This window comes from Streptomyces sp. HSG2 (assembly GCF_016598575.1).
Lineage (GTDB): Bacteria > Actinomycetota > Actinomycetes > Streptomycetales > Streptomycetaceae > Streptomyces.
Genome location: NZ_CP066801.1, coordinates 2,792,764 through 2,811,365 on the forward strand (window position 1 = coordinate 2,792,764; position 18,602 = coordinate 2,811,365).

Below are 18,602 nucleotides of genomic sequence, written 5' to 3' on the forward strand. Positions count from 1 at the left end.
GGTTCCCGCGTGGACGCGGTGTGGTGACTCGACATCAGGGGGACACAACCTCAGCGGGGGGCACTGTGTGCGGGTGGGGGAGGAGTGAGCGGGGGAGGGCTGCCCGGACCGCCGGGCGGCGCTAGACCGCCATGCCGTAGACGATGGTGAACAGCGTTCCGAGGGAGCCGATGATGAACACGCCCGTGAGACCGGCGATGATCAGTCCCTTGCCCTGTTCGGCGCTGAAGGTGTCGCGCAGGGCGGTGGCGCCGATCCGCTGCTTCGCGGCGCCCCAGATGGCGATGCCGAGACAGATCAGGATCGCCACGGCCATCACGACCTCGATCATGACCTTGGCCTCGTTGCCCAGTGTGCCGAAGGGGCCCCAATCCGGAGCGATCCCGCCGATAATGGTGTTGATGTCGCCTTCGTCGGCCGCAAAGAACATGTAAGTCACCGCCCCAGTCGGGTAGTTCCACGCCCTCTGCCCGGTGCAGAGGTCACGCTCCATTCTCGCCGACGCCGGCGCGGTCGGATGTCGACTTGACGCCATTGCCGGGCGGGTTTCTCGGAGAAGTTCACCCACCGGCTCCCGTCTGGGCCGTTCGGGGCGGCGGGGGGCGGTGGGTGAAGAGTCGTATGGTCACTCTGTGTACCACAGGTGATTACCACGAGCAATGATGTCGCCGGCTGGTCGTCACACAGCCGGCTCGTCCGTGGGCCGCAGGGCTCCGGCCATCTCGGGCGGGGGTTCTCCTCAGGCGTCCGGGGCGGCGGCCACCTGGCTGTCGAGCTGATGGTCGGCCCAGACGTACCCGACCGGCAGCAGGTCCGCCACGGGCACGCTCCGCAGGCCGCCGTCCGTCTCGACGATGACCTTCAGGGTCGGGAAGTAGTCCACAAGGACTTGGCGGCAGCGACCGCACGGGGGGACCACGCCACGTCGACGGTCCCCGGAGGCGACGATCACGTCGAGTTCGTAGGCGCCTTGGGCCGCCGCGGCGCCGATCAGGACCAGTTCCGCGCAGGGGCCGCCGGTGAAGTGGTAGGCGTTCAGGGCGGTGATGATCCTGCCGTCCCGCGCGCGGGCGGCAGCAGCCATCGTGTGGTTCTCTCCATGACATCGGGTGGCCGCGAGGTGTGACGCTGTGCGGACGAGTTCGTGGTCTACGGGGTCGGTTGACGGAGGCATCGCGGGTCTCGTGAAGGTGTGGGTGTGGGGCTGGACCCGGGGTCGGTGGTCGAGCCGCTCTGTGATGGGCGACGGGCGAGGAGGTGGTCGAATTCGCCGGCGCGCGCTCCCAGGGCGAAGGCGTGCCATTTCCGGGGGGTGGTGGTGATGGTGGTGGGTGTGGGGGCGTGGGGGTGGTGGATGCGCAGGGCGGCGTCGTGGTCGTGCGCGGGGGCGATGGTGACGCTGGTGGGGGTGGTGTGCGACTTCAGGGCGGCTATGAGGTTCTCGAAGGCGGCGGGGGTGAGGGTGAGTATCGCGCCGCTGGGGTCGCTGCTCTCGGTGAGTCGGACGTGGTGATCGGGGGACGCGGCGACGTGGAGGCAGGAATCTCCCTGAGCGCAGTAGGAGGACTTCTGCCAGCGGGTTCGTATCGTGTCCATGTGTCACACTTCCTGTGCGATCTTGTGGATGAGGTCCCGGGACGTGGTGGCTGGAAGTGCGTTCGACTCCAGGCGATCGAGGAGAGCGTCGTACTTGTGGAGTTGTGCCGGGGCGTCGAGAAACACCGGACCGTGGGACTGGTCGAGATGCACGGTGTCGAGTTGAGGCACCGGGCCGCTGGAGTAGTAGAAGGGCTGGCCGGATCCGGGCAGTGAGCCTGCGTCGAATGTGAGTACACGCACGGCGATGTGATCTTGTTCGCTCATCTCGACCAAATGTCTGAGCTGGTCGCGGATGACGCTCGGGCTGCCGAGACGCGTGTGGAGCGCCGCCTCGTGGATGACGACTCTGTGAGGCGTGGGGGAGTCTCCGAAGAGCACTGCCTGACGCTTGACCCGAAACGAGACCCTGTGCTCGATCTCGTGAGGCGGCATTCGGGGCACGTCCTGCCGGAAGACCTCGCGGCCGTACTCGGCCGTCTGCAGGAGGCCCGGAATGTGCAGGGTCACCACGGCTCGCAGCCCGGTCGCGTGGTGCTCGACCTCGGCCAAGTCCAACAAGCAGGTCGGCAGTGTGCCTCGGTACTCCTCCCACCATCCCCGCGTCCGTTCGGTGGCCATGGCGCCCAATGCCTCGACCAGTGTCCGGTCCTCGCAGCCGTAGTGGTCCGCGAGGGCGCGGATGCGTTCGGGGCTCACTCCTGCGCGCCCCGCCTCCAGATTGCTGACCTGGTTCTGTCGCACGCCGAGGAGGCGACTGACCTGTGTGGAGGTCAGTCCTGCTGCCTCGCGCAGCTTGCGCAGCTCGGTACCCAGACGGATGTGGCGACCCGTCGGGCTGCTTCTCACGCGCCCTCTCCTTTCCCTTCACCCACAAGGGAGACATCTAAGTTCTTATCTGGCGCCGGGGAAGAAGTGTCTCTATGTTGCAGGTGGCGCTCCACTGCCCAGAAGCGCACCGGTCGACGGATCGGCAGGCCACTGGGTGTTCCCGCAGGTTTCCAACTGTGCGTAGTCGACGGAGACTTCCATGACCACCGTAGACCCGTCCTGGGAATACGCCCTCCATCTTCCTCGTGATCCGCGCTCGCCGGGGATCGGTCGCGTGATGCTTCGCGCGGCTTTGGCGGCGCGGGGGACTCTGTTGCGCATTTTGGCTGGTGCTACGCGGCGAGTTGGTAGACGAGGCGGGACAGGCGGCTTGTCCAGGATCGTCTGGTGCGGTGGGGCTGGCGGCTGGCCCAGTGGGCGTCGAGCCGGATGATGTTGATCGCGGTGGCGGAGAAGGCGTGTTGGAGGGTGACCTTGGGCAGGCCGCGGTAGCGGGCCCGGCGCATCCCGGTGACGTCGAGGGCCTGGTTGATGGTGCCCTCGACACCTGCACGCAGGGCGTACTTGGCCTGCCAGGTGTCGCTCTTCTGCTCGGCGCGGGCGGCGGTGACGTGCTCGTGGACCTCGCGGGGCCGCAGGGTGAGCATGCGATTGCCGCGGACGGCAGCGGTGCACCGCTCGCGGGAGGGGCAGGGGCGGCAGTCACCGCCGGCGAAGGCGATCACGATGGCGTCGCGGCCGTGCTGTTGCACGGGATACCAGCCGGTGCTGGTGCTGCCCTCGGGGCAGGTCACCTGGCGGGTGTTCCAGTCGATCCGGAACGCGGCCTTGTCGAAGCCCTCGGCCTCCCGTGCCTGGCGGGAGTGGTCGCCGAGGAGCGGGGTGATCATGGTGATGCCGTCGCGGGCCGCGTCGGTGACGAGGTCGGCGGAGGGGTAGCCGGAGTCGAGGTAGTGCTCGCCCGGCTTGACCTGGCGTTCGGCCAGGCGGTGCTGGATGGCGGCGGTGGCAGTCACGTCCGGCGCGGTCGAGGCGGTGGTGGCCACGTCCGTGATCAGGTGCGGGGCGCCGGCCGCGGCGGGAGCGGTGCCGTCAGTGCCGCCCGCACCGTCAGTGCCGTTGTCGTTGTCGCAGGTCTCGGTGAGGTGGACCTTGTAGCCGCACCAGAACAGCTCGTCTCCCTTCGCCGACCAGCGGGCATCCGCGTCGTAGGGCGAGGCGAGCCGCAGTTGTCCGGGCGGGACGCCGTCACTGTCGGCCTCCCGCTTCCTGACCACCTCCCGTCCCCGGGCGTTGCAGGTGACGTGGTAGGTCTGCACGAAGATCCGCCGCAGCAACTCCACCGGCTCCACTTCGCGCAGCCAAGCGGGGGCATCCGGCTCGCGCACGGCGCGCAGCAGCACGAGCGCGTCCTGCCCGTAGACCTCGGCGAGCCGGTCCCGCCTGGTCTTCGACGACGGCAGCCGCCAGGAATCCACGCGGGCCGCATACCGCAGCTCCCACTCGGCGACCCGCTCAGCCCCGAACCGGCCCGCCAGCCAGGACGGCGCCGCACCGGCCAGCGCCTCCAGCACCGCGCGCACGCTCTCCCCGGCCAGCTCCAGACGGTTCAGGTCCCGCACCGCACTGATCACGTGCGTGGAGTCCGTGCGCTGTTTCCCGCCCGCGCCGACCAGGCCCTTGCCGCGGCAGTGCTCCAGCAGCCGGTCGAAGACCAAGCGCTCCATGCCGTGCTCGACCAGCCGAGCCCGGAACCTCGCCAGCACCGTGAAGTCGAAACCGGTGTCGGTCAACTCCAGTCCCAGCGCGTACTTCCACGACAGGCGCTCACGCACCGCCTCCGCGGCCTGCCGGTCGGTCAGGTTCTCCGCGAACTGCAACACCGTGACCAGCGCCAGCATCCCCGGCGACAATCCCGCCGGCCCGCGCGCACCGAACGCCTCCGCGAACGGCTCGTCCGCGAACACCCCCGCCAACTCCTCCCGAACCCGCATCGCCAGCGAGCCGTCCGGGAACACCACCGCGGCCACCGCCGCCGTCAACTCCGGAACCTCTGGTAACCCCTGCGGCCGCATCGACACCGAGCACCGTCCTCCCCGGGCCCCGCAACAACCCGGCAGGACCCAACGGAACGATCATCCCCGACCCGACGAGGACCCCGCAGCAAAATGCGCAACAGAGTCGCGGGGTCGGGATGCCGTGGCGTCGACGGCGGAGGTGGTGGCGGCGGAGTTGTTGGCCAACGCGCAGTGTCACACGTCGGGTCCCTATGCCCTGAGTGTCTCTTCGTGTCTGCCGGGTCGGGTGCGTGTCGGGGTCTGGGACACGGACCCCCGGGTTCCGGTCGGGTTCCGTCGTGGGGGTCGGGTCGAGTGGGTGTCCGGGGAGGCGGAGGGTGGACGGGGTCTGGCGCTGGTTCGTGCCTGTGCGGACGACATCGGGGGCCGGGTGCTGGAGGGGTCGGGGGGCGAGTCCTCGCGGGGCGGCAAGCTGCTGTGGGCGGAGTGCCGTTCCACCCTCCGGGGGCACGGGGAGCCCTCGCCTGGGTGAGGTGGTCCGTGCGGCCGGGTGGCCCGAGGGCGGGGTGGATCCGGGTCGCCGCGTCCGGTGCCCGCGAGCCGCCGGATCGAACGGCGGCGGCCGGAGAGCGAACGGGCGGGTGGCCGAGGCCGATGTGGTCACTCCGCACGCGCCGGCGATGTACCAGGGTGGGTGTGGTGGTGGGGGCTGGGTGCGGTGCCGGTCGGCGCGTTGGGTCGGAGCGGAGCGAGGAGGTGGTCGAATTCGCCGGCGCGCGCTCCCAGGGCGAAGGCGTGCCATTTCCGGGGGGTGGTGGTGATGGTGGTGGGTGTGGGGGCGTGGGGGTGGTGGATGCGCAGGGCGGCGTCGTGGTCGTGCGCGGGGGCGATGGTGACGCTGGTGGGGGTGGTGTGCGACTTCAGGGCGGCTATGAGGTTCTCGAAGGCGGCGGGGGTGAGGGTGAGTATCGCGCCGCTGGGGTCGCTGCTCTCGGTGAGTCGGACGTGGTGATCGGGGGACGCGGCGACGTGGAGGCAGGACTCGCCCTCGCCGCAGTAGGAGGACTTCTGCCAGGACCTCACGTGCATGACTACCTCTCAGATGCGTCGGCCGAGCGAACGGATCAGCTCGTGGGAGTCGTCTTCCTCCAGGCTCAGCGCCCACAGGCGGTCCAGGACCTTGTGGTACTTGTCGAGCTGGGCTCGCGCGTGCAGCAGGGTGATCCCGTGTGACTGGTCGAGCTGGACTGTGTCCAGTGGCGGAGCCGTCCCATGGACGTAGTAGATGGGCTGGCCCGCTCCGGGGTAGCCACCAGCGTCGAAGGGCACCACACGGATCCGGATGTCCGGGCGGCGCCCCATGTCCAGCAAGTGGCCCAGCTGCTCCGACGCGACACCTCGCCCCCCGAACATCATGTGAAGGGCGGCTTCGTGGATGACGGCCCGGTACGGAGGCGGGCTCGCACGGAACAGCAGGGCCTGGCGCCTGATGCGGAAGGAGGCGCGGTGCTCGATCTCCGGTGGGGACAGTTCCGGCACGACCTGCCGGAACACCGCTCGGGCATAGTCGACGGTCTGGAGGAGTCCGGGGATGCCCGATACGTGTGCCGTGCGAAGCTCGGTGCCGTGGTGCTCCAGTTCGGCCAAGTCCAGCAGCCCGGAGGGGAGGAGGCTCCGGTACTCCTCCCACCAGCCTCGCCGTCGTTCGCCGGTCATCCCCGCCAGTGCCTCGACGAGTCCTCCGTCGAGGCACTCGTAGGCATCCGCCATTGCTCGCACCCGGTCGGCGCTGACCGGGAGGCGGCCGGACTCCATGTTGCTGACCTGGGCTTGCTTGATACCCAGGAGCTGGGCCGCCGCCGTGGATGTCAGTCCGGCGGACTCCCTGAGCTTGCGTAGCTCGGCACCGAGGCGGAGTTGTCGCGCCGTGGGTTGGGTTCTCACGGCCATCCTCGTCGTTCCTCCGTACCACTTGTCACTCGAATGAATGGAAGACCTAGTTATAGGTGGGCCTTGACCCCGGATCCTGGACACCCGAGACACTTGGATCTTGAAGGTCCAGGAGAACGGATGTCCCGTGGTCATGAAGCACTACCCGCCTGAGTTCAAGGCGGACGCGGTCGCGCTGTACGAGTCGCGGCCCGGGGCGACGATCAAGTCGGTCGCCGCTGATCTGGGGGTCAACCCGGAGACGCTGAGGAACTGGATCCGGGCGGCCGGTGCCGCCCGTCCCCGTGGCCGCCGCCCGGAGGGTCCGGCGGTGCCGGAGTCTTCGCTTCAGGCAGAGCTCGCCGCCGCGCGGAAGAAGATCCGCGAGCTGGAGGAGGAACGCGAGCTCCTGCGGAAGGCCGCGAAGTATTTCGCCGGGGAGACGCGCTGGTGAACCGCTTCCAGTTCGTCTGCGACCACCAGCGCCGATACGGCGTGAAGCGGTTGTGCCAGGTCCTGGGCATCGCCCGCTCCAGCTTCTACTACTGGCGCCGGACCGCACCGGACCGGGCGGCCCGCCGGGCGGCCGACGCCCAGCTCGCCGCACGGATCCAAACCGTCCACCGGGAGTCGGACGGCACCTACGGTGTCCCCAGGATCACCGCCGAGCTCCGCGAGGACGGTGAGCGCGTCAACCACAAGCGCGTCGCCCGCCTCATGCGCACTGCCGGTATCGCCGGGACGCGCCTGCGCCGCAGACACCGCACCACGGTCCCGGACCCGGCCGCCGCGAAGGCGCCCGACCTGATCGGCCGGGACTTCACCGCCACGGAGCCGAACACCAGGTATGCCGGCGATATTACGTATCTCCCGCTGGACGGTGGGAAGTTCCTCTATCTCGCCACGGTCATCGACCTCGCCTCGCGCCGCCTGGCCGGATGGGCGCTGGCCGATCACATGCGGACCGAGCTCGTCACCGATGCCCTGGACGCGGCGATACGGACCCGCGGCAGCCTCGCGGGGGCCGTCATGCACAGCGACCACGGGGCGCAATACACCAGTCGGGCCTTCGCCCACGCCTGCGCGAAGGCCGGTGTCCGCCAGTCCATGAGCGCGGTCGGCAGCTCGGCGGACAACGCGCTGGCCGAGTCCTTCAACGCGACGTTCAAGCGGGAAACCCTCCAAGGCCGCAAGAGCTGGTCCAGCGAGCGCGAAGCCCGGCTCGACGCCTTCCGATGGCTGAACCGCTACAACACCCGACGCCGCCACTCACGACTCGGACAACGCAGCCCGATCGCCTACGAGACGGCACTCGCCGCAACATCAACTACGCTGGCTCAAGCCGCATAGCCCGTGTCCAGGATTCGGGGTCAAGGCCCGGTCCCAATAGGCTAAATATCTTTGCCCGCGGTTGTTAGCTTGTGCCTTGGCGCTCCACTGCCCAGAAGCGCACCGGTCGACGGATCGGCAGGCCACTGGGTGTTCCCGCAGGTTTCCAACTGTGCGTAGTCGACGGAGACTTCCATGACCACCGTAGACCCGTCCTGGGAATACACCCTTCATCTTCCTCGTGATCCGCGCTCGCCGGGGATCGGTCGCGTGATGCTTCGCGCGGCTTTGGCGGCGCGGGGTCGGGATGCCGTGGCGTCGACGGCGGAGGTGGTGGCGGCGGAGTTGTTGGCCAACGCGCAGTGCCACACGTCGGGTCCCTATGCCCTGAGTGTCTCTTCGTGTCTGCCGGGTCGGGTGCGTGTCGGGGTCTGGGACACGGACCCCCGGGTTCCGGTCGGGTTCCGTCGTGGGGGTCGGGTCGAGTGGGTGTCCGGGGAGGCGGAGGGTGGACGGGGTCTGGCGCTGGTTCGTGCCTGTGCGGACGACATCGGGGGCCGGGTGCTGGAGGGGTCGGGGGGCGAGTCCTCGCGGGGCGGCAAGCTGCTGTGGGCGGAGTGCCGTTCCTCTCCCGGGAGGCCGCGGGGCGCGGGGTGAGGCGGCGGGGGGTGGTCCGGGACGCCCGTGAACGCCTCCGGCGGTCGCCGTGCGCGGGTGACGCCACGATGCACGAGGGCGCGCCCCTCTGGGAGGTGACGGTGTGTAGGACGATGGGGTGCCGGAGCCCGACGAGGTTCCGGCGACATGTTCGGGAGCCGTACCGGAAGGCGTCCGGGTGGGGGAGGGTTGAGCCATGCGGAAGGTGTGGGTTGTCGCAGGGGCGGTCGCCGCGGCGGGCATGGGCATGGTGTTGCTGCTCGTCGTCGGTGTCTACGTGGTCGCCGCGTCGGTCCTGAACGGCGGGGGCACGGGGTCCAAGAACCTCGCGGCCGGTTCCGTGCCGGCGGCCTATCAGGAGTTGGTGCAGACCTGGGGGAACCTCTGCCCGGAGATCAGTCCGGCCCTGCTCGCCGCACAGCTCTACCAGGAGAGCGGGTTCAACCCGCGAGCGCGGAGTCACGCCGACGCGCAGGGAATCGCGCAGTTCATCCCCGGGACGTGGGCGACGCACGGCATCGACGGGGACGGCGACGGCGACCGGGACGTATGGGATCCGAACGACGCGATCCCGTCCGCCGCTTCGTACGACTGCGCCTTGGCGTCCTATGTGAAGGACGTCGGCGGGAATCCGACCGAAAACATGCTGGCCTCGTACAACGCGGGGGCCTATGCGGTGATCCGGTACCAGGGGGTGCCGCCGTACCGTGAGACGCGGGAGTACGTCCGGCGCATCCTCGCCCTGGAGAGCAGCTTCGCCGCGCCGGAGGGGCGTCTCGGTCCGTCCGTACAGGCGGCCGGCGCCATCGGCTACGCGCAGAAGAAGCTCGGCACCCTGTATCTGTGGGGTGGCACCGGCACCGCTGAGCAGCAAGGACGCTTCGACTGCTCGGGGTTGACCCAGGCGGCCTACCGAAGTGTGGGGATCGAACTGCCCCGGGTCGCCAACGACCAGTACAACGCGGGGCCGCACCCCGATCGGGACGAACTGTTGCCGGGAGATCTGGTGTTCTTCTCCGACGATCTCACCGATTCACGGGCCATCCGGCATGTGGGCATTTACGTGGGCGGCGGGTACATGATCGACGCGCCACGTACGGGCGCCGTGATCCGGTTCGACCCGATCGACACGCCTGACTACTTCGGGGCCACCCGGGTGACCGAGGATGGCGCGAAAGCGCTGCCCACCACCTTCCCGGTCACCGTGGCGGCACCCTCCTGAGCTGCTGGGACTCGTCTCCCTTCGGTAACGTCTCGGTGATCATTCCGTGGACCGTGGAACGGAACGGCGCCGGCCGTGCGTTCCTTTCGGCGTGGAGAGCCCGCGCGGCGTCTCCGCGATCCACGGGGTGATGGGAAGAGGCGTGCCCACCGGCGATGCGGCCGGTGTGGACTGTGAAGGACGAAGGGGCCGCAGCGCATGGCTGGACTCGCCGACTCCGGGTCGAACCCCGACGTCGAGTTGTTGTACGACATCAACGGTCTGGCTCGGGCCGCGCCCGACTGGTTCGACCGGGTCATGGAGTTCGTGGGGGAGTACGGGCTCCTTCTCGCCATGGTGGTCCTGGTGCTGTGGTGTTGGGCGTCCACTCGACGGCGGGGGGGCGAGGACGCGGCGGTCACCGTGGCCGCCCTGATCTGGGTGCCGCTCTCGGCGGCGATCGCGGTGTTGGTCAACGTCCCGATCCGGGCGCTGGTCGAGCGGCCGAGGCCGTTCTACGACCACGACGGCTTGGAGGTGTTGATCTCCGGCAAGGAGGACTACTCCTTCGTCAGCGACCACGCCACGTTGACGATGGCGATGGGGGTGGCGTTGTTCGTCGCCAACCGGCGTTTCGGGATCTTCGGCATCGTGCTGGGTCTGCTCGGCGGGTTCAGCCGGGTCTACATGGGGGTGCACTACCCGACGGACGTGTTGGGGGGATTCGCGCTGGGCACGGCCGTGGCGTTGCTGCTCGCCCCGGTCGCGGCTGCGCTGCTGACCCCGCTGACGAGGACGATCGAGCGGTCGCCGCGCGCCGGTTGGCTGGTCCGGGCCGATGTGCGGGGGCCGGGCGGCGACGACGGTGCCGCGACCTTCGACACGGGGTCGCCGCGCGCGGTCGAGGACCGGGATCGAGCGCCGGACCGGGCCGCGTAGGAGGTACCCGGGCGGTACGCGTCGCGAGTACGACGCGCTCGACAAGCGGCCGGTGGCCCCTCACTCCGACGAGTGAGGGGCCACCGACACGAGGGGGGAGGGGCGGGTCGCCCGAACGGAGCCCCTGAGGGGCCCGACCGCCGCAGGCACGTGCTCAGCCGGGCGAGTCGGTGTGGGTGCGGGCGTCGGTGCGGGCGAGGCTTCTGGCCCGGCGCGCCGGGCCGCTCCAGCCGCAGGTGCACTGGGCGAGGCAGAAGGGGCCCCGCTCGATCATCGTCGTCGTGTGCTCCGGGATGTGCCCCGGGGCGTCAAGGCCGTCCCGCTGTGCCACGCCGACAACGTTACCGCTCTCGCCCGGCCGTCGTTAGCCGGGACGAGGGGCACAGGACCCGGAACGGACCCGACGGCTGGGGGTAGGCAGGCGATGAGCTGGGCGAGAGCGCGGGGGACCGCCCTGCTGGCGGGGCTCGTGGTCGGTGTCGGGGCGGCGGTCGGCGGTTGCTCCGGCACCGGGGCCGTGGCCCAGGGCACCGGGGCCGTGGCCCAGGGCGCCGGTGGCGAGGACCCGGCGGATCTGCTGCACCGGGCCGGCGACCGGTTGGTCGCGGCGGGCGCCTCGCGGGCGCGTACGGAGCTGGAGATGGCCAGCGGCGGGACCCGGGTGACCATCCGGGGCGAGGGGGTGTACGACTACGTCTCCCGGCGGGGACGGCTCAGGGTGTTGCTTCCGGAGGACCCATCCGGCCGGGATACGCGGCGGCCGATCACCGAACTGCTGGCACCGGGCGCCCTGTTCATGAAGAACCGGGGTGCCGGGGTGCCGGAGGACAAGTGGGTGCGGGTGGACACCACCACCCTGCCGGACGGCAATCTGGTCACCGGTGGGGCGACCGATCCGCTCGCCGCCGCCGAGGTGCTGCGCGGCGCGTGGGGTGTGACGTATGTCGGTCGGGACCGGGTGGGCGGGGAGCCGGTCCGGCACTTCCGGGGCACGGCCGACCTGGCGCGGGCGGCGAGGGCGGCCCTGGCGGAGCACCGCGAGCCCCTCGCCGCGGCTGCCGAGGGGTTCGCCAGCGAACAGGTGCCCTTCGACGCCTACGTCGACGACGAGGGGTTGGTTCGCAAGATCAGACACCGGTTCAGCTATACCAACGGGGCGGCGGGGGGTACGGTCGCCGTGGCGTCGACCACGCTGCTGTTCGACTTCGGCGCGCCCGTCACCGTCCGGCTCCCGGAGGCGGGCGACATCTACGCCGGGCGGATCGCGGAGGAGTCGACGCGCGAGGACTAGCCCTTCCGTGCCATGCGCGGCGCGCGGACCGCTCCTTACCCTAGGAGTTCGGTGGCGGCAGAGACGAGGTGATGCGTGTGGCTCCGGTCGGCGGTACGGCGGTGCAGGACCACGTGGCCCTCGCCGAGATCGAGCTGTGCGGAGAGCTGATGATCGCGGCGTCCGCGGCCCGGGATCGGCTCAGTCTGCGGAGTATCGACGAGGTGCTCAGGGTGACCGAGGAGCGGGAGCCGGAGGCGGATTCCTGACGCGTCAGGTCCGCAGCAGTCGGCCGATGGCCTTCGTGGCCTCCTCCACCTTGGCGTCGATCTCCGCGCCGCCCTTGAGCGCGGCGTCGGCGACGCAGTGGCGCAGGTGCTCCTCCAGGAGTTGCAGCGCGAAGGACTGGAGCGCCTTGGTCGAGGCGGACACCTGGGTCAGTATGTCGATGCAGTAGACGTCCTCGTCGACCATCCGCTGGAGGCCTCGGATCTGGCCCTCGATCCGGCGCAGCCGCTTGAGGTGTTCGTCCTTCCGCTCGTGGTAGCCGTGGACCCCGGTGTCGTGGCCCGCCTCGGAGGGGGCGGGGGCACCGGTGCCGGCCTCGGTGGTCGTCATCGCGTCCTCCTCGGTGGGACATGGGGCGACATATACCCCTGCCGGGTATATGGTACCGAACTTCTCCGCGTGGTCGCGCGGACGGGAGTGGTGTTCCCGGCCCGCCCCCCTGCTCGACGGGCCCTCCGATGGGCGACACTGGGGGAGGGCCCGATACCCCAGGCCGGGCGATGCGCCTAGCATCGGCCTCACCCGCAACCGAAGCATCCCGAGGACCCCACGTGCGCTTTCGTCTGACCCCCAGGGAGACGAGCTTCTACGACATGTTCGCGGCGTCCGCGGACAACATCGTCACGGGCTCGAAGCTTCTGATGGAACTGCTCGGCGCGGACGCCTCCGCCCGAGGCGAGATCGCGGAGCGGATGCGGGCCGCGGAGCACGCGGGCGACGACGCCACCCACGCGATCTTCCACCAGCTGAACTCCTCCTTCATCACGCCGTTCGACCGGGAGGACATCTACGCGCTGGCCTCCTCGCTCGACGACATCATGGACTTCATGGAGGAGGCCGTCGACCTGGTCGTCCTCTACAACATCGAGCGGCTTCCCAAGGGGGTCGAGCAGCAGATCGAGGTGCTCGCCCGGGCTGCGGTGCTCACGGCGGAGGCCATGCCGCACCTTCGCACGATGGACAACCTCACCGAGTACTGGATCGAGGTCAACCGGCTGGAGAACCAGGCCGACCAGATCCACCGCAAGCTGCTCGCCCACCTCTTCAACGGCAAGTTCGACGCCATCGAGGTACTCAAGCTCAAGCAGATCGTCGACGTCCTCGAAGAGGCCGCCGACGCCTTCGAGCACGTGGCGAACACGGTGGAGACCATCGCGGTCAAGGAGTCCTGAGGCCCGTCCATGGACACCTTCGCGCTGGTCGTGACCATCGGGGTCGCGCTCTTCTTCACCTACACCAACGGCTTCCACGACTCCGCCAACGCCATCGCCACCTCGGTCTCGACGCGGGCGCTCACGCCGCGGGTGGCGTTGCTGATGGCGGCGGTGATGAACCTCGCGGGCGCCTTCCTCGGTTCCGGGGTGGCCCGCACGGTCAGCGAGGGGCTGATCGAGACGCCCCGGGGCTCCACCGGCATGGGCATCCTCTTCGCCGCCCTGGTGGGCGCGATCGTGTGGAATCTGATCACCTGGTACTTCGGGCTGCCCTCGTCGTCCTCGCACGCGCTGTTCGGAGGCATGGTGGGTGCCGCGCTGGCCGGCGGCACGGCGGTGTACTGGAGCGGCGTGATCGACAAGATCATCATCCCGATGGTGGTGTCCCCGCTGGTCGGGCTGGCCGCCGGCTACGGCGTGATGACGGCCATCCTGTGGGCGTTCCGGCGGGCCAACCCTCACAAGGCCAAGCGCGGTTTCCGGATAGCGCAGACGGTCTCCGCCGCCGCCATGGCGCTCGGTCACGGCCTTCAGGACGCGCAGAAGACGATGGGCGTCGTGGTGATGGCGCTGGTCATCGCCGACGTCCAGAACCAGGGGGACCCGATCCCGGTGTGGGTGAAGGTCGCCTGCGCGGTCATGTTGTCCGCCGGTACCTACGCCGGCGGGTGGCGGATCATGCGCACGCTCGGGCGGAAGATCATCGAGTTGGAGCCGCCGCAGGGGTTCGCCGCGGAGAGCACGGGTGCCACGATCATGTTCGGGTCGGCGTTCCTCTTCCACGCGCCGATCTCCACCACCCACGTGATCACGTCCTCGATCATGGGCGCGGGCGCCACCAAGCGGGTGAACGCGGTCCGCTGGGGGGTCGCCCGGAACATCGTCGTCGGGTGGTTCATCACGATGCCGGCCGCCGCGGTGGTCGCCGCCCTGGCCTTCGGGCTGGTGAACCTGCTGGCTCTCTGAGGTGCCGGCGCGGTCGTCGGGGCGGCTCGGACGTCGGCGCCCTCCTCCAACGCGGACGGGCCCGCCCTCGGGAGCCGAGGGCGGGCCGTGCCCTCCTCACGGTGGCACCGCCATGCAGCACCGCGAGGGGATCGAGGGGTGCCTCGGGATCAGCCGAAGCGCCCGGAGATGTAGTCCTCCGTGGCCTGGACCGACGGGTTGGAGAAGATCCGTTCCGTCTCGTCGATCTCGATCAGCTTGCCCGGCTGTCCGACCGCCGCCAGGTTGAAGAAGGCGGTCCGGTCCGACACGCGCGCGGCCTGCTGCATGTTGTGGGTGACGATGACGATCGTGAACCGTTCCTTCAGTTCGCCGATCAGGTCCTCGATGGCGAGGGTGGAGATCGGGTCCAGGGCGGAGCAGGGCTCGTCCATCAACAGCACGTCGGGCTCGACGGCGATGGCGCGGGCGATGCACAGTCGCTGCTGCTGCCCGCCGGACAGACCCGAGCCGGGCTTGTTCAGCCGGTCCTTGACCTCGTTCCACAGGTTGGCGCCGCGCAGCGACCGCTCGACGATCTCGTCCAGCTGGGACTTGCGGTACTTGCCGTTGAGCCTGAGACCCGCCGCCACGTTGTCGTAGACGGACATGGTGGGGAAGGGGTTCGGGCGCTGGAAGACCATGCCGACCTCGCGCCGCACCGCGACCGGGTCGACGCCGGCGCCGTAGAGGTTCTCGTCGTCCAGCATGACCTTGCCCTCGACACGCCCGCCCGGGGTGACCTCGTGCATCCGGTTGAGGGTGCGCAGGAAGGTGGACTTGCCGCAGCCGGAAGGGCCGATGAAGGCGGTCACGGAGCGGGGCTCCACGGTCATCGAGATGTCCTCGATGGCCAGGAAGGAGCCGTAGTAGGCGTTGAGGCCGCTGACATCGATGCGTTTGGCCATGGGAATCACTGCTTCTTTCGGGTCCGAGTCGCTGACTGGTGGTGCTGGCCGCGTCAGCGACCGGTCTTGGGAGCCTTCCAGCGGGCGATGGCACGTGCCGCCAGGTTGAGGATCATGATGAACACGATGAGCGTCAGCGCCGCCGCCCAGGCCCGGTCGTAGGCCGCGCCGGACCCGCCGCTGTTGGCGTACTGCAGATAGATGTACATCGGCAGTGACGCCTGCGGGTCCTGGAACGGGTTGGCGTTGATGAAGTTGGTGACCCAGACCAGCAGCAGCACCGGGGCGGTCTCGCCGGTGATGCGGGCGATGGCCAGCATCACGCCCGTGGTGATGCCCCCGATGGAGGTCGGCAGGACCACCTTCAGGATGGTGCGCCACTTGGGGACGCCCAGCGCCAGGGACGCCTCGCGCAGTTCGTTCGGGACGAGCTTGAGCATCTCCTCGGTGGAGCGGACCACCACCGGGATCATCAGGATCGTCAGGGCGAGGGAGCCGGCGAAGCCGGAGGGGCCCATGCCCATCATCAGGATCCAGACGCTGAGGACGAACAGACCGGCGACGATCGACGGGATGCCGGTCATCACGTCGACGAAGAAGGTGATGGCCTTGGCCAGCCTGCCGCGCCCGTACTCGACGAGGTAGACGGCCGTCAGCACGCCGACCGGCACGGACATCACCGTGGCGAGACCGACCTGCTCCAGGGTGCCGAGGATGGCGTGGTAGATGCCGCCGCCGGGCTCGGTGTCGGCGACGACGCCCATGGAGTGGGTGAGGAAATAGACGTCGAGGACCTTCACGCCGCGCTTGACCGTCTCCCAGATCAGGGAGGCGAGCGGGATGACGGCCATCACGAAGGCCACCCAGACCAGGCTGGTGGCCGTGCGGTCCTTGGCCTGGCGGGCCCCCTCGACGCGCGCCGAGACGGCGTAGGAGCCGACGACGAACAGCACGGCCGCGATCAGCGCCCACTGCACGTCGCTGCGGAGGCCGGCGGCGGCGCTGACGCCCAGGCCGAGGGCGACGGAACCGGCGGCGACGGCCCAGGGGAACCACTTGGGCAGGGTGGCCCCGCGCAGTGATCCGGGGCGCTTGTCGGTGAGGGATGAGTGGCTCATGCGTTGGCCCCCGAGTACTCCTTGCGGCGGGCGATGATCATGCGGGCCGCGCCGTTGACCAGCAGGGTGATGACGAAGAGGACCAGGCCGGAGGCGATCAGGGCGTCCCGGCCCGTGACGGTGGCCTCGTTGAACTTGCTGGCGATGTTCTGGGCGAAGGTGCCCCCGCCCGGGTCGAGCAGACTGGCGTTGATGTCGAAGCTCGGGGAGAGCACCATGGCCACCGCCATCGTCTCGCCCAGCGCGCGGCCCAGACCGAGCATGGAGGCGGAGATGACGCCGGAGCGGCCGAACGGCAGCACCGACATGCGGATGACCTCCCAGCGCGTGGCGCCGAGAGCCAGGGCCGCCTCCTCGTGGGTCTGCGGGACCTGCCGGAACACCTCACGGCTCACGTTGGTGATGATCGGCAGGATCATGATCGCCAGCAGGATGCCGACGGTGAACAGCGAGCGCGGGGCTCCGCCGTTCCACTCCAGGACGCCGGTCCAGCCGAGGTAGTCGTCGAGCCAGCCGTAGAGGCCGTCCAGGTGCGGCACCAGGACGAGGGCGCCCCACAGGCCGTAGACGATGGAGGGCACCGCGGCGAGCAGGTCGACGACGTAGGCGATGGGACCGCCGAGCCTGCGCGGGGCGTAGTGGGTGATGAACAGGGCGATGCCGACGGCGATCGGGACGGCGATGGCCATGGCGATGATCGAGGAGACCACCGTGCCGAACGCCAGCACCGCGATGCCGAACTCGGGGGGTTCGCCACTGGGGTTCCACGCGAAGCTGGTGAAGAAGTTCGCCTCGTTGTCGCCGAGGGCGAGCACGCTGCGATAGGTCAGGAAGGCCGCGATGGCGGCCATGATCACCAGTACCAGGATGCCGGACCCGCGGGAGAGCCCGAGGAACACGCGGTCGCCGGGGCGGGTGGCGCCACGCGTGCCGCGCCCACCTCCGGACGCCGGTGGTCGGCCGGTCTGGCGATCGTGGGAAGTCTGTGTCGATATGTCCATCGAGTTCTCCGGTCTGCTGAGCCGTCGACCACGCGGCGGCTCGGGTGGAGGCGTCCGGGTGTCGGACGACTCCTGGCGGCGGTGCACCGGACGGTGCGGGCCGTCCCCGGTCGGGGGCGGCCCGCACTCGGTTCAGCTCAGGTTCGAGAGGGTGTCCCGGACCTTGGTGATGATCTCCTCGGGCATGGGGGCGTAGCCCGCCTCGGCCAGCAGGGCCTGGCCGTCCTCCGAGGCGGCGTACCCGAGGAAGGACTTCATGGCGGGCAGGCTGTCCGCCTTGTTGCCCTTGTCGCACACGATCTCGTAGGTGACCAGGACGATCGGGTAGGCGCCTTCGGCCGACGGGGTGTAATCCAGCTCCAGGGCGAGATCCTGGCCCTGGCCGACGATCTTGGCGGCGCCGATGGCGGCGGTCGCGTTCTCCACGGTGGCCGCGACCGGCTCGGCGGCCTCGGTCTTGATGGAGACGGTGCTCATGTCGTCCTTGGCGTAGGACAGCTCCATGTAGGAGATGGCGCCCGCCGTCTGCTTCACCTGCTGGGCGACGCCGGAGGAACCCTGGGCGGACTGGCCGCCCTCGGCCTCCCAGGACTTGCTCGGCTCGTAGGACCAGTCGTCGGGGGCGGCGGCCTGGAGGTAGGTGGTGAAGTTGTCCGTCGTGCCGGACTCGTCCGAGCGGTGGAACGCCTGGATCTTCAGGTCCGGCAGCTCGGCGTCCGGGTTCAACTCGGCGATGGCCTCGTCGTTCCAGTTGTCGATGCCGCTGTCGAAGATCTTGGCGAGGGTCGGCGCGTCCAGGACCAGGTTCTCGACGCCCGGGACGTTGTAGCCGACGGCGATCGGACCGCCGACCATCGGCAGGTCGATCCCCTGGCCGTCGGAGCACACCTTCGCGGACTGCCCGATCTCCTCGGAGTCCAGCGCGGAGTCCGAACCGGCGAACGCGGTCTGCCCCTGGAGGAAGGCGGTGATGCCCGCCCCCGAGCCGGTCGGGTTGTAGTTGACCTGGACGTCCTTGCACGCGGCCGAGTACTGCTTGACCCACGCGTCGATGGCGTTCTTCTGCGCGGAGGAGCCCGAAGCCTGCAACTGGCCCTTGGCGTCCCCGCAGTCGATGTTCCCGGACGGCGCGGAGGAGGACGACCCTTCGGCGGCGGCGCCGCCGGTCTCGTCGGAGCCGCACGCTGTGAGGGCCAGGGCGCCGGAGACGGCGAGGGCGCCGAGAGCGAGGGCACGCCGGTTCTTGCGCTGAAGCTTCACTAGAGGGAGTTCCTTCCGGTGGCCGCCGAGCGGAGGCGGCGGCGTGCGAGGACTGGTTG

General features: G+C 69.7%; 22 protein-coding genes. 9 read left to right on the forward strand and 13 right to left on the reverse strand.

What is annotated here, in order from left to right:
• Positions 1-121 precede the first annotated feature (121 nt).
• From JEK78_RS11770 to JEK78_RS11790, 5 genes are all read right to left on the reverse strand, one after another.
• Complete coding sequence (locus tag JEK78_RS11770) at positions 122-430, reverse strand: hypothetical protein (protein WP_200264118.1); 309 nt, start codon at positions 428-430, stop codon at positions 122-124.
• A 309-nt stretch (positions 431-739) separates the two neighbouring features.
• Positions 740-1,174, reverse strand: a complete 435-nt coding sequence (locus JEK78_RS11775; protein WP_200258263.1) for a cytidine deaminase — start codon at positions 1,172-1,174, stop codon at positions 740-742.
• Positions 1,150-1,596: a DUF397 domain-containing protein gene (locus tag JEK78_RS11780; RefSeq protein WP_200258266.1), complete on the reverse strand. Its 447-nt coding sequence runs from the start codon at positions 1,594-1,596 to the stop codon at positions 1,150-1,152. Before JEK78_RS11780 ends, JEK78_RS11775 begins: the two co-directional genes overlap by 25 nt.
• A gap of 3 nt (positions 1,597-1,599) precedes the next feature.
• Complete coding sequence (locus JEK78_RS11785; RefSeq protein ID WP_200258268.1) at positions 1,600-2,445, reverse strand: helix-turn-helix transcriptional regulator; 846 nt, start codon at positions 2,443-2,445, stop codon at positions 1,600-1,602.
• A gap of 314 nt (positions 2,446-2,759) precedes the next feature.
• Positions 2,760-4,502, reverse strand: a complete 1,743-nt coding sequence (locus tag JEK78_RS11790) for an IS1182 family transposase (RefSeq protein ID WP_200264119.1) — start codon at positions 4,500-4,502, stop codon at positions 2,760-2,762.
• 124 nt (positions 4,503-4,626) lie between these two features.
• Between JEK78_RS11790 and JEK78_RS11795 the strand changes: the two genes are divergently transcribed.
• Positions 4,627-4,977: an ATP-binding protein gene (locus JEK78_RS11795; protein ID WP_200258270.1), complete on the forward strand. Its 351-nt coding sequence runs from the start codon at positions 4,627-4,629 to the stop codon at positions 4,975-4,977.
• A gap of 128 nt (positions 4,978-5,105) precedes the next feature.
• Here JEK78_RS11795 and JEK78_RS11800 read toward each other — a convergent pair whose 3' ends face one another.
• Together JEK78_RS11800 and JEK78_RS11805 are read right to left on the reverse strand one after the other, a co-directional pair.
• The gene (locus tag JEK78_RS11800; RefSeq protein WP_200258273.1) at positions 5,106-5,534 is read right to left on the reverse strand and encodes a DUF397 domain-containing protein; all 429 of its coding nucleotides are present in this window, start codon (positions 5,532-5,534) and stop codon (positions 5,106-5,108) included.
• Positions 5,535-5,543: 9 nt separating this feature from the next.
• On the reverse strand, positions 5,544-6,395 hold the full coding sequence (locus JEK78_RS11805; RefSeq protein ID WP_200258276.1) for a helix-turn-helix transcriptional regulator: 852 nt from the start codon (positions 6,393-6,395) through the stop codon (positions 5,544-5,546).
• A gap of 127 nt (positions 6,396-6,522) precedes the next feature.
• Between JEK78_RS11805 and JEK78_RS11810 the strand changes: the two genes are divergently transcribed.
• The 4 genes from JEK78_RS11810 to JEK78_RS11825 all read left to right on the forward strand — a co-directional run bounded on the left by JEK78_RS11810 (position 6,523) and on the right by JEK78_RS11825 (position 10,500).
• Positions 6,523-7,724, forward strand: a protein-coding gene (locus tag JEK78_RS11810) for an IS3 family transposase (protein ID WP_200263920.1) whose coding sequence is annotated in 2 segments (ribosomal slippage) — positions 6,523-6,814 and positions 6,814-7,724 — 1,203 coding nt in all. Because the reading frame shifts where the segments join, the coding sequence is not laid out codon by codon here.
• A 174-nt stretch (positions 7,725-7,898) separates the two neighbouring features.
• A complete protein-coding gene (locus tag JEK78_RS11815) occupies positions 7,899-8,360 on the forward strand; it encodes an ATP-binding protein (RefSeq protein WP_200258279.1) in 462 nt (153 codons plus the stop codon).
• 196 nt (positions 8,361-8,556) lie between these two features.
• Complete coding sequence (locus JEK78_RS11820; protein ID WP_200258281.1) at positions 8,557-9,582, forward strand: NlpC/P60 family protein; 1,026 nt, start codon at positions 8,557-8,559, stop codon at positions 9,580-9,582.
• A 198-nt stretch (positions 9,583-9,780) separates the two neighbouring features.
• Positions 9,781-10,500, forward strand: coding sequence for a phosphatase PAP2 family protein (locus JEK78_RS11825; protein ID WP_200258282.1), 720 nt, complete (start codon positions 9,781-9,783; stop codon positions 10,498-10,500).
• 154 nt (positions 10,501-10,654) lie between these two features.
• On the opposite strand, the gene JEK78_RS11830 is transcribed toward JEK78_RS11825, so the two are convergent.
• Positions 10,655-10,831: a hypothetical protein gene (locus JEK78_RS11830; RefSeq protein ID WP_200264321.1), complete on the reverse strand. Its 177-nt coding sequence runs from the start codon at positions 10,829-10,831 to the stop codon at positions 10,655-10,657.
• 93 nt (positions 10,832-10,924) lie between these two features.
• On the opposite strand from JEK78_RS11830, the gene JEK78_RS11835 reads away from it, so the two are divergent.
• Together JEK78_RS11835 and JEK78_RS11840 are read left to right on the forward strand one after the other, a co-directional pair.
• Positions 10,925-11,791 carry a hypothetical protein gene (locus JEK78_RS11835; protein WP_200258283.1) on the forward strand — a complete coding sequence of 289 codons (867 nt, stop codon included), beginning with the start codon at positions 10,925-10,927 and terminating at the stop codon, positions 11,789-11,791.
• 71 nt (positions 11,792-11,862) lie between these two features.
• The gene (locus tag JEK78_RS11840; RefSeq protein WP_200258284.1) at positions 11,863-12,039 is read left to right on the forward strand and encodes a hypothetical protein; all 177 of its coding nucleotides are present in this window, start codon (positions 11,863-11,865) and stop codon (positions 12,037-12,039) included.
• Positions 12,040-12,043: 4 nt separating this feature from the next.
• Here the strand turns inward: JEK78_RS11840 and JEK78_RS11845 are convergent, their stop codons facing one another.
• Entirely contained in the window at positions 12,044-12,388 is a 345-nt protein-coding gene (locus JEK78_RS11845) for a metal-sensitive transcriptional regulator (protein WP_200258285.1), read from the reverse strand.
• Between the two features lie 221 nt (positions 12,389-12,609).
• On the opposite strand from JEK78_RS11845, the gene JEK78_RS11850 reads away from it, so the two are divergent.
• Complete coding sequence (locus JEK78_RS11850) at positions 12,610-13,230, forward strand: DUF47 family protein (RefSeq protein WP_200258286.1); 621 nt, start codon at positions 12,610-12,612, stop codon at positions 13,228-13,230.
• Between the two features lie 9 nt (positions 13,231-13,239).
• Complete coding sequence (locus tag JEK78_RS11855; RefSeq protein ID WP_200258290.1) at positions 13,240-14,238, forward strand: inorganic phosphate transporter; 999 nt, start codon at positions 13,240-13,242, stop codon at positions 14,236-14,238.
• A gap of 149 nt (positions 14,239-14,387) precedes the next feature.
• Here the strand turns inward: JEK78_RS11855 and pstB are convergent, their stop codons facing one another.
• From pstB to pstS, 4 genes are all read right to left on the reverse strand, one after another.
• Positions 14,388-15,164, reverse strand: coding sequence for a phosphate ABC transporter ATP-binding protein PstB (gene pstB / locus JEK78_RS11860; RefSeq protein WP_200258293.1), 777 nt, complete (start codon positions 15,162-15,164; stop codon positions 14,388-14,390).
• Between the two features lie 53 nt (positions 15,165-15,217).
• The gene (gene pstA, locus JEK78_RS11865; protein WP_200258296.1) at positions 15,218-16,282 is read right to left on the reverse strand and encodes a phosphate ABC transporter permease PstA; all 1,065 of its coding nucleotides are present in this window, start codon (positions 16,280-16,282) and stop codon (positions 15,218-15,220) included.
• Positions 16,279-17,283 carry a phosphate ABC transporter permease subunit PstC gene (gene pstC / locus JEK78_RS11870; protein ID WP_200258298.1) on the reverse strand — a complete coding sequence of 335 codons (1,005 nt, stop codon included), beginning with the start codon at positions 17,281-17,283 and terminating at the stop codon, positions 16,279-16,281. The genes pstA and pstC overlap by 4 nt, the downstream gene beginning before the upstream one ends.
• Before the next feature lie 132 nt (positions 17,284-17,415).
• Positions 17,416-18,543 (reverse strand): phosphate ABC transporter substrate-binding protein PstS, encoded by a 1,128-nt coding sequence (gene pstS / locus JEK78_RS11875; protein ID WP_200258300.1) that lies wholly within the window; start codon positions 18,541-18,543, stop codon positions 17,416-17,418.
• Positions 18,544-18,602 lie beyond the last annotated feature (59 nt).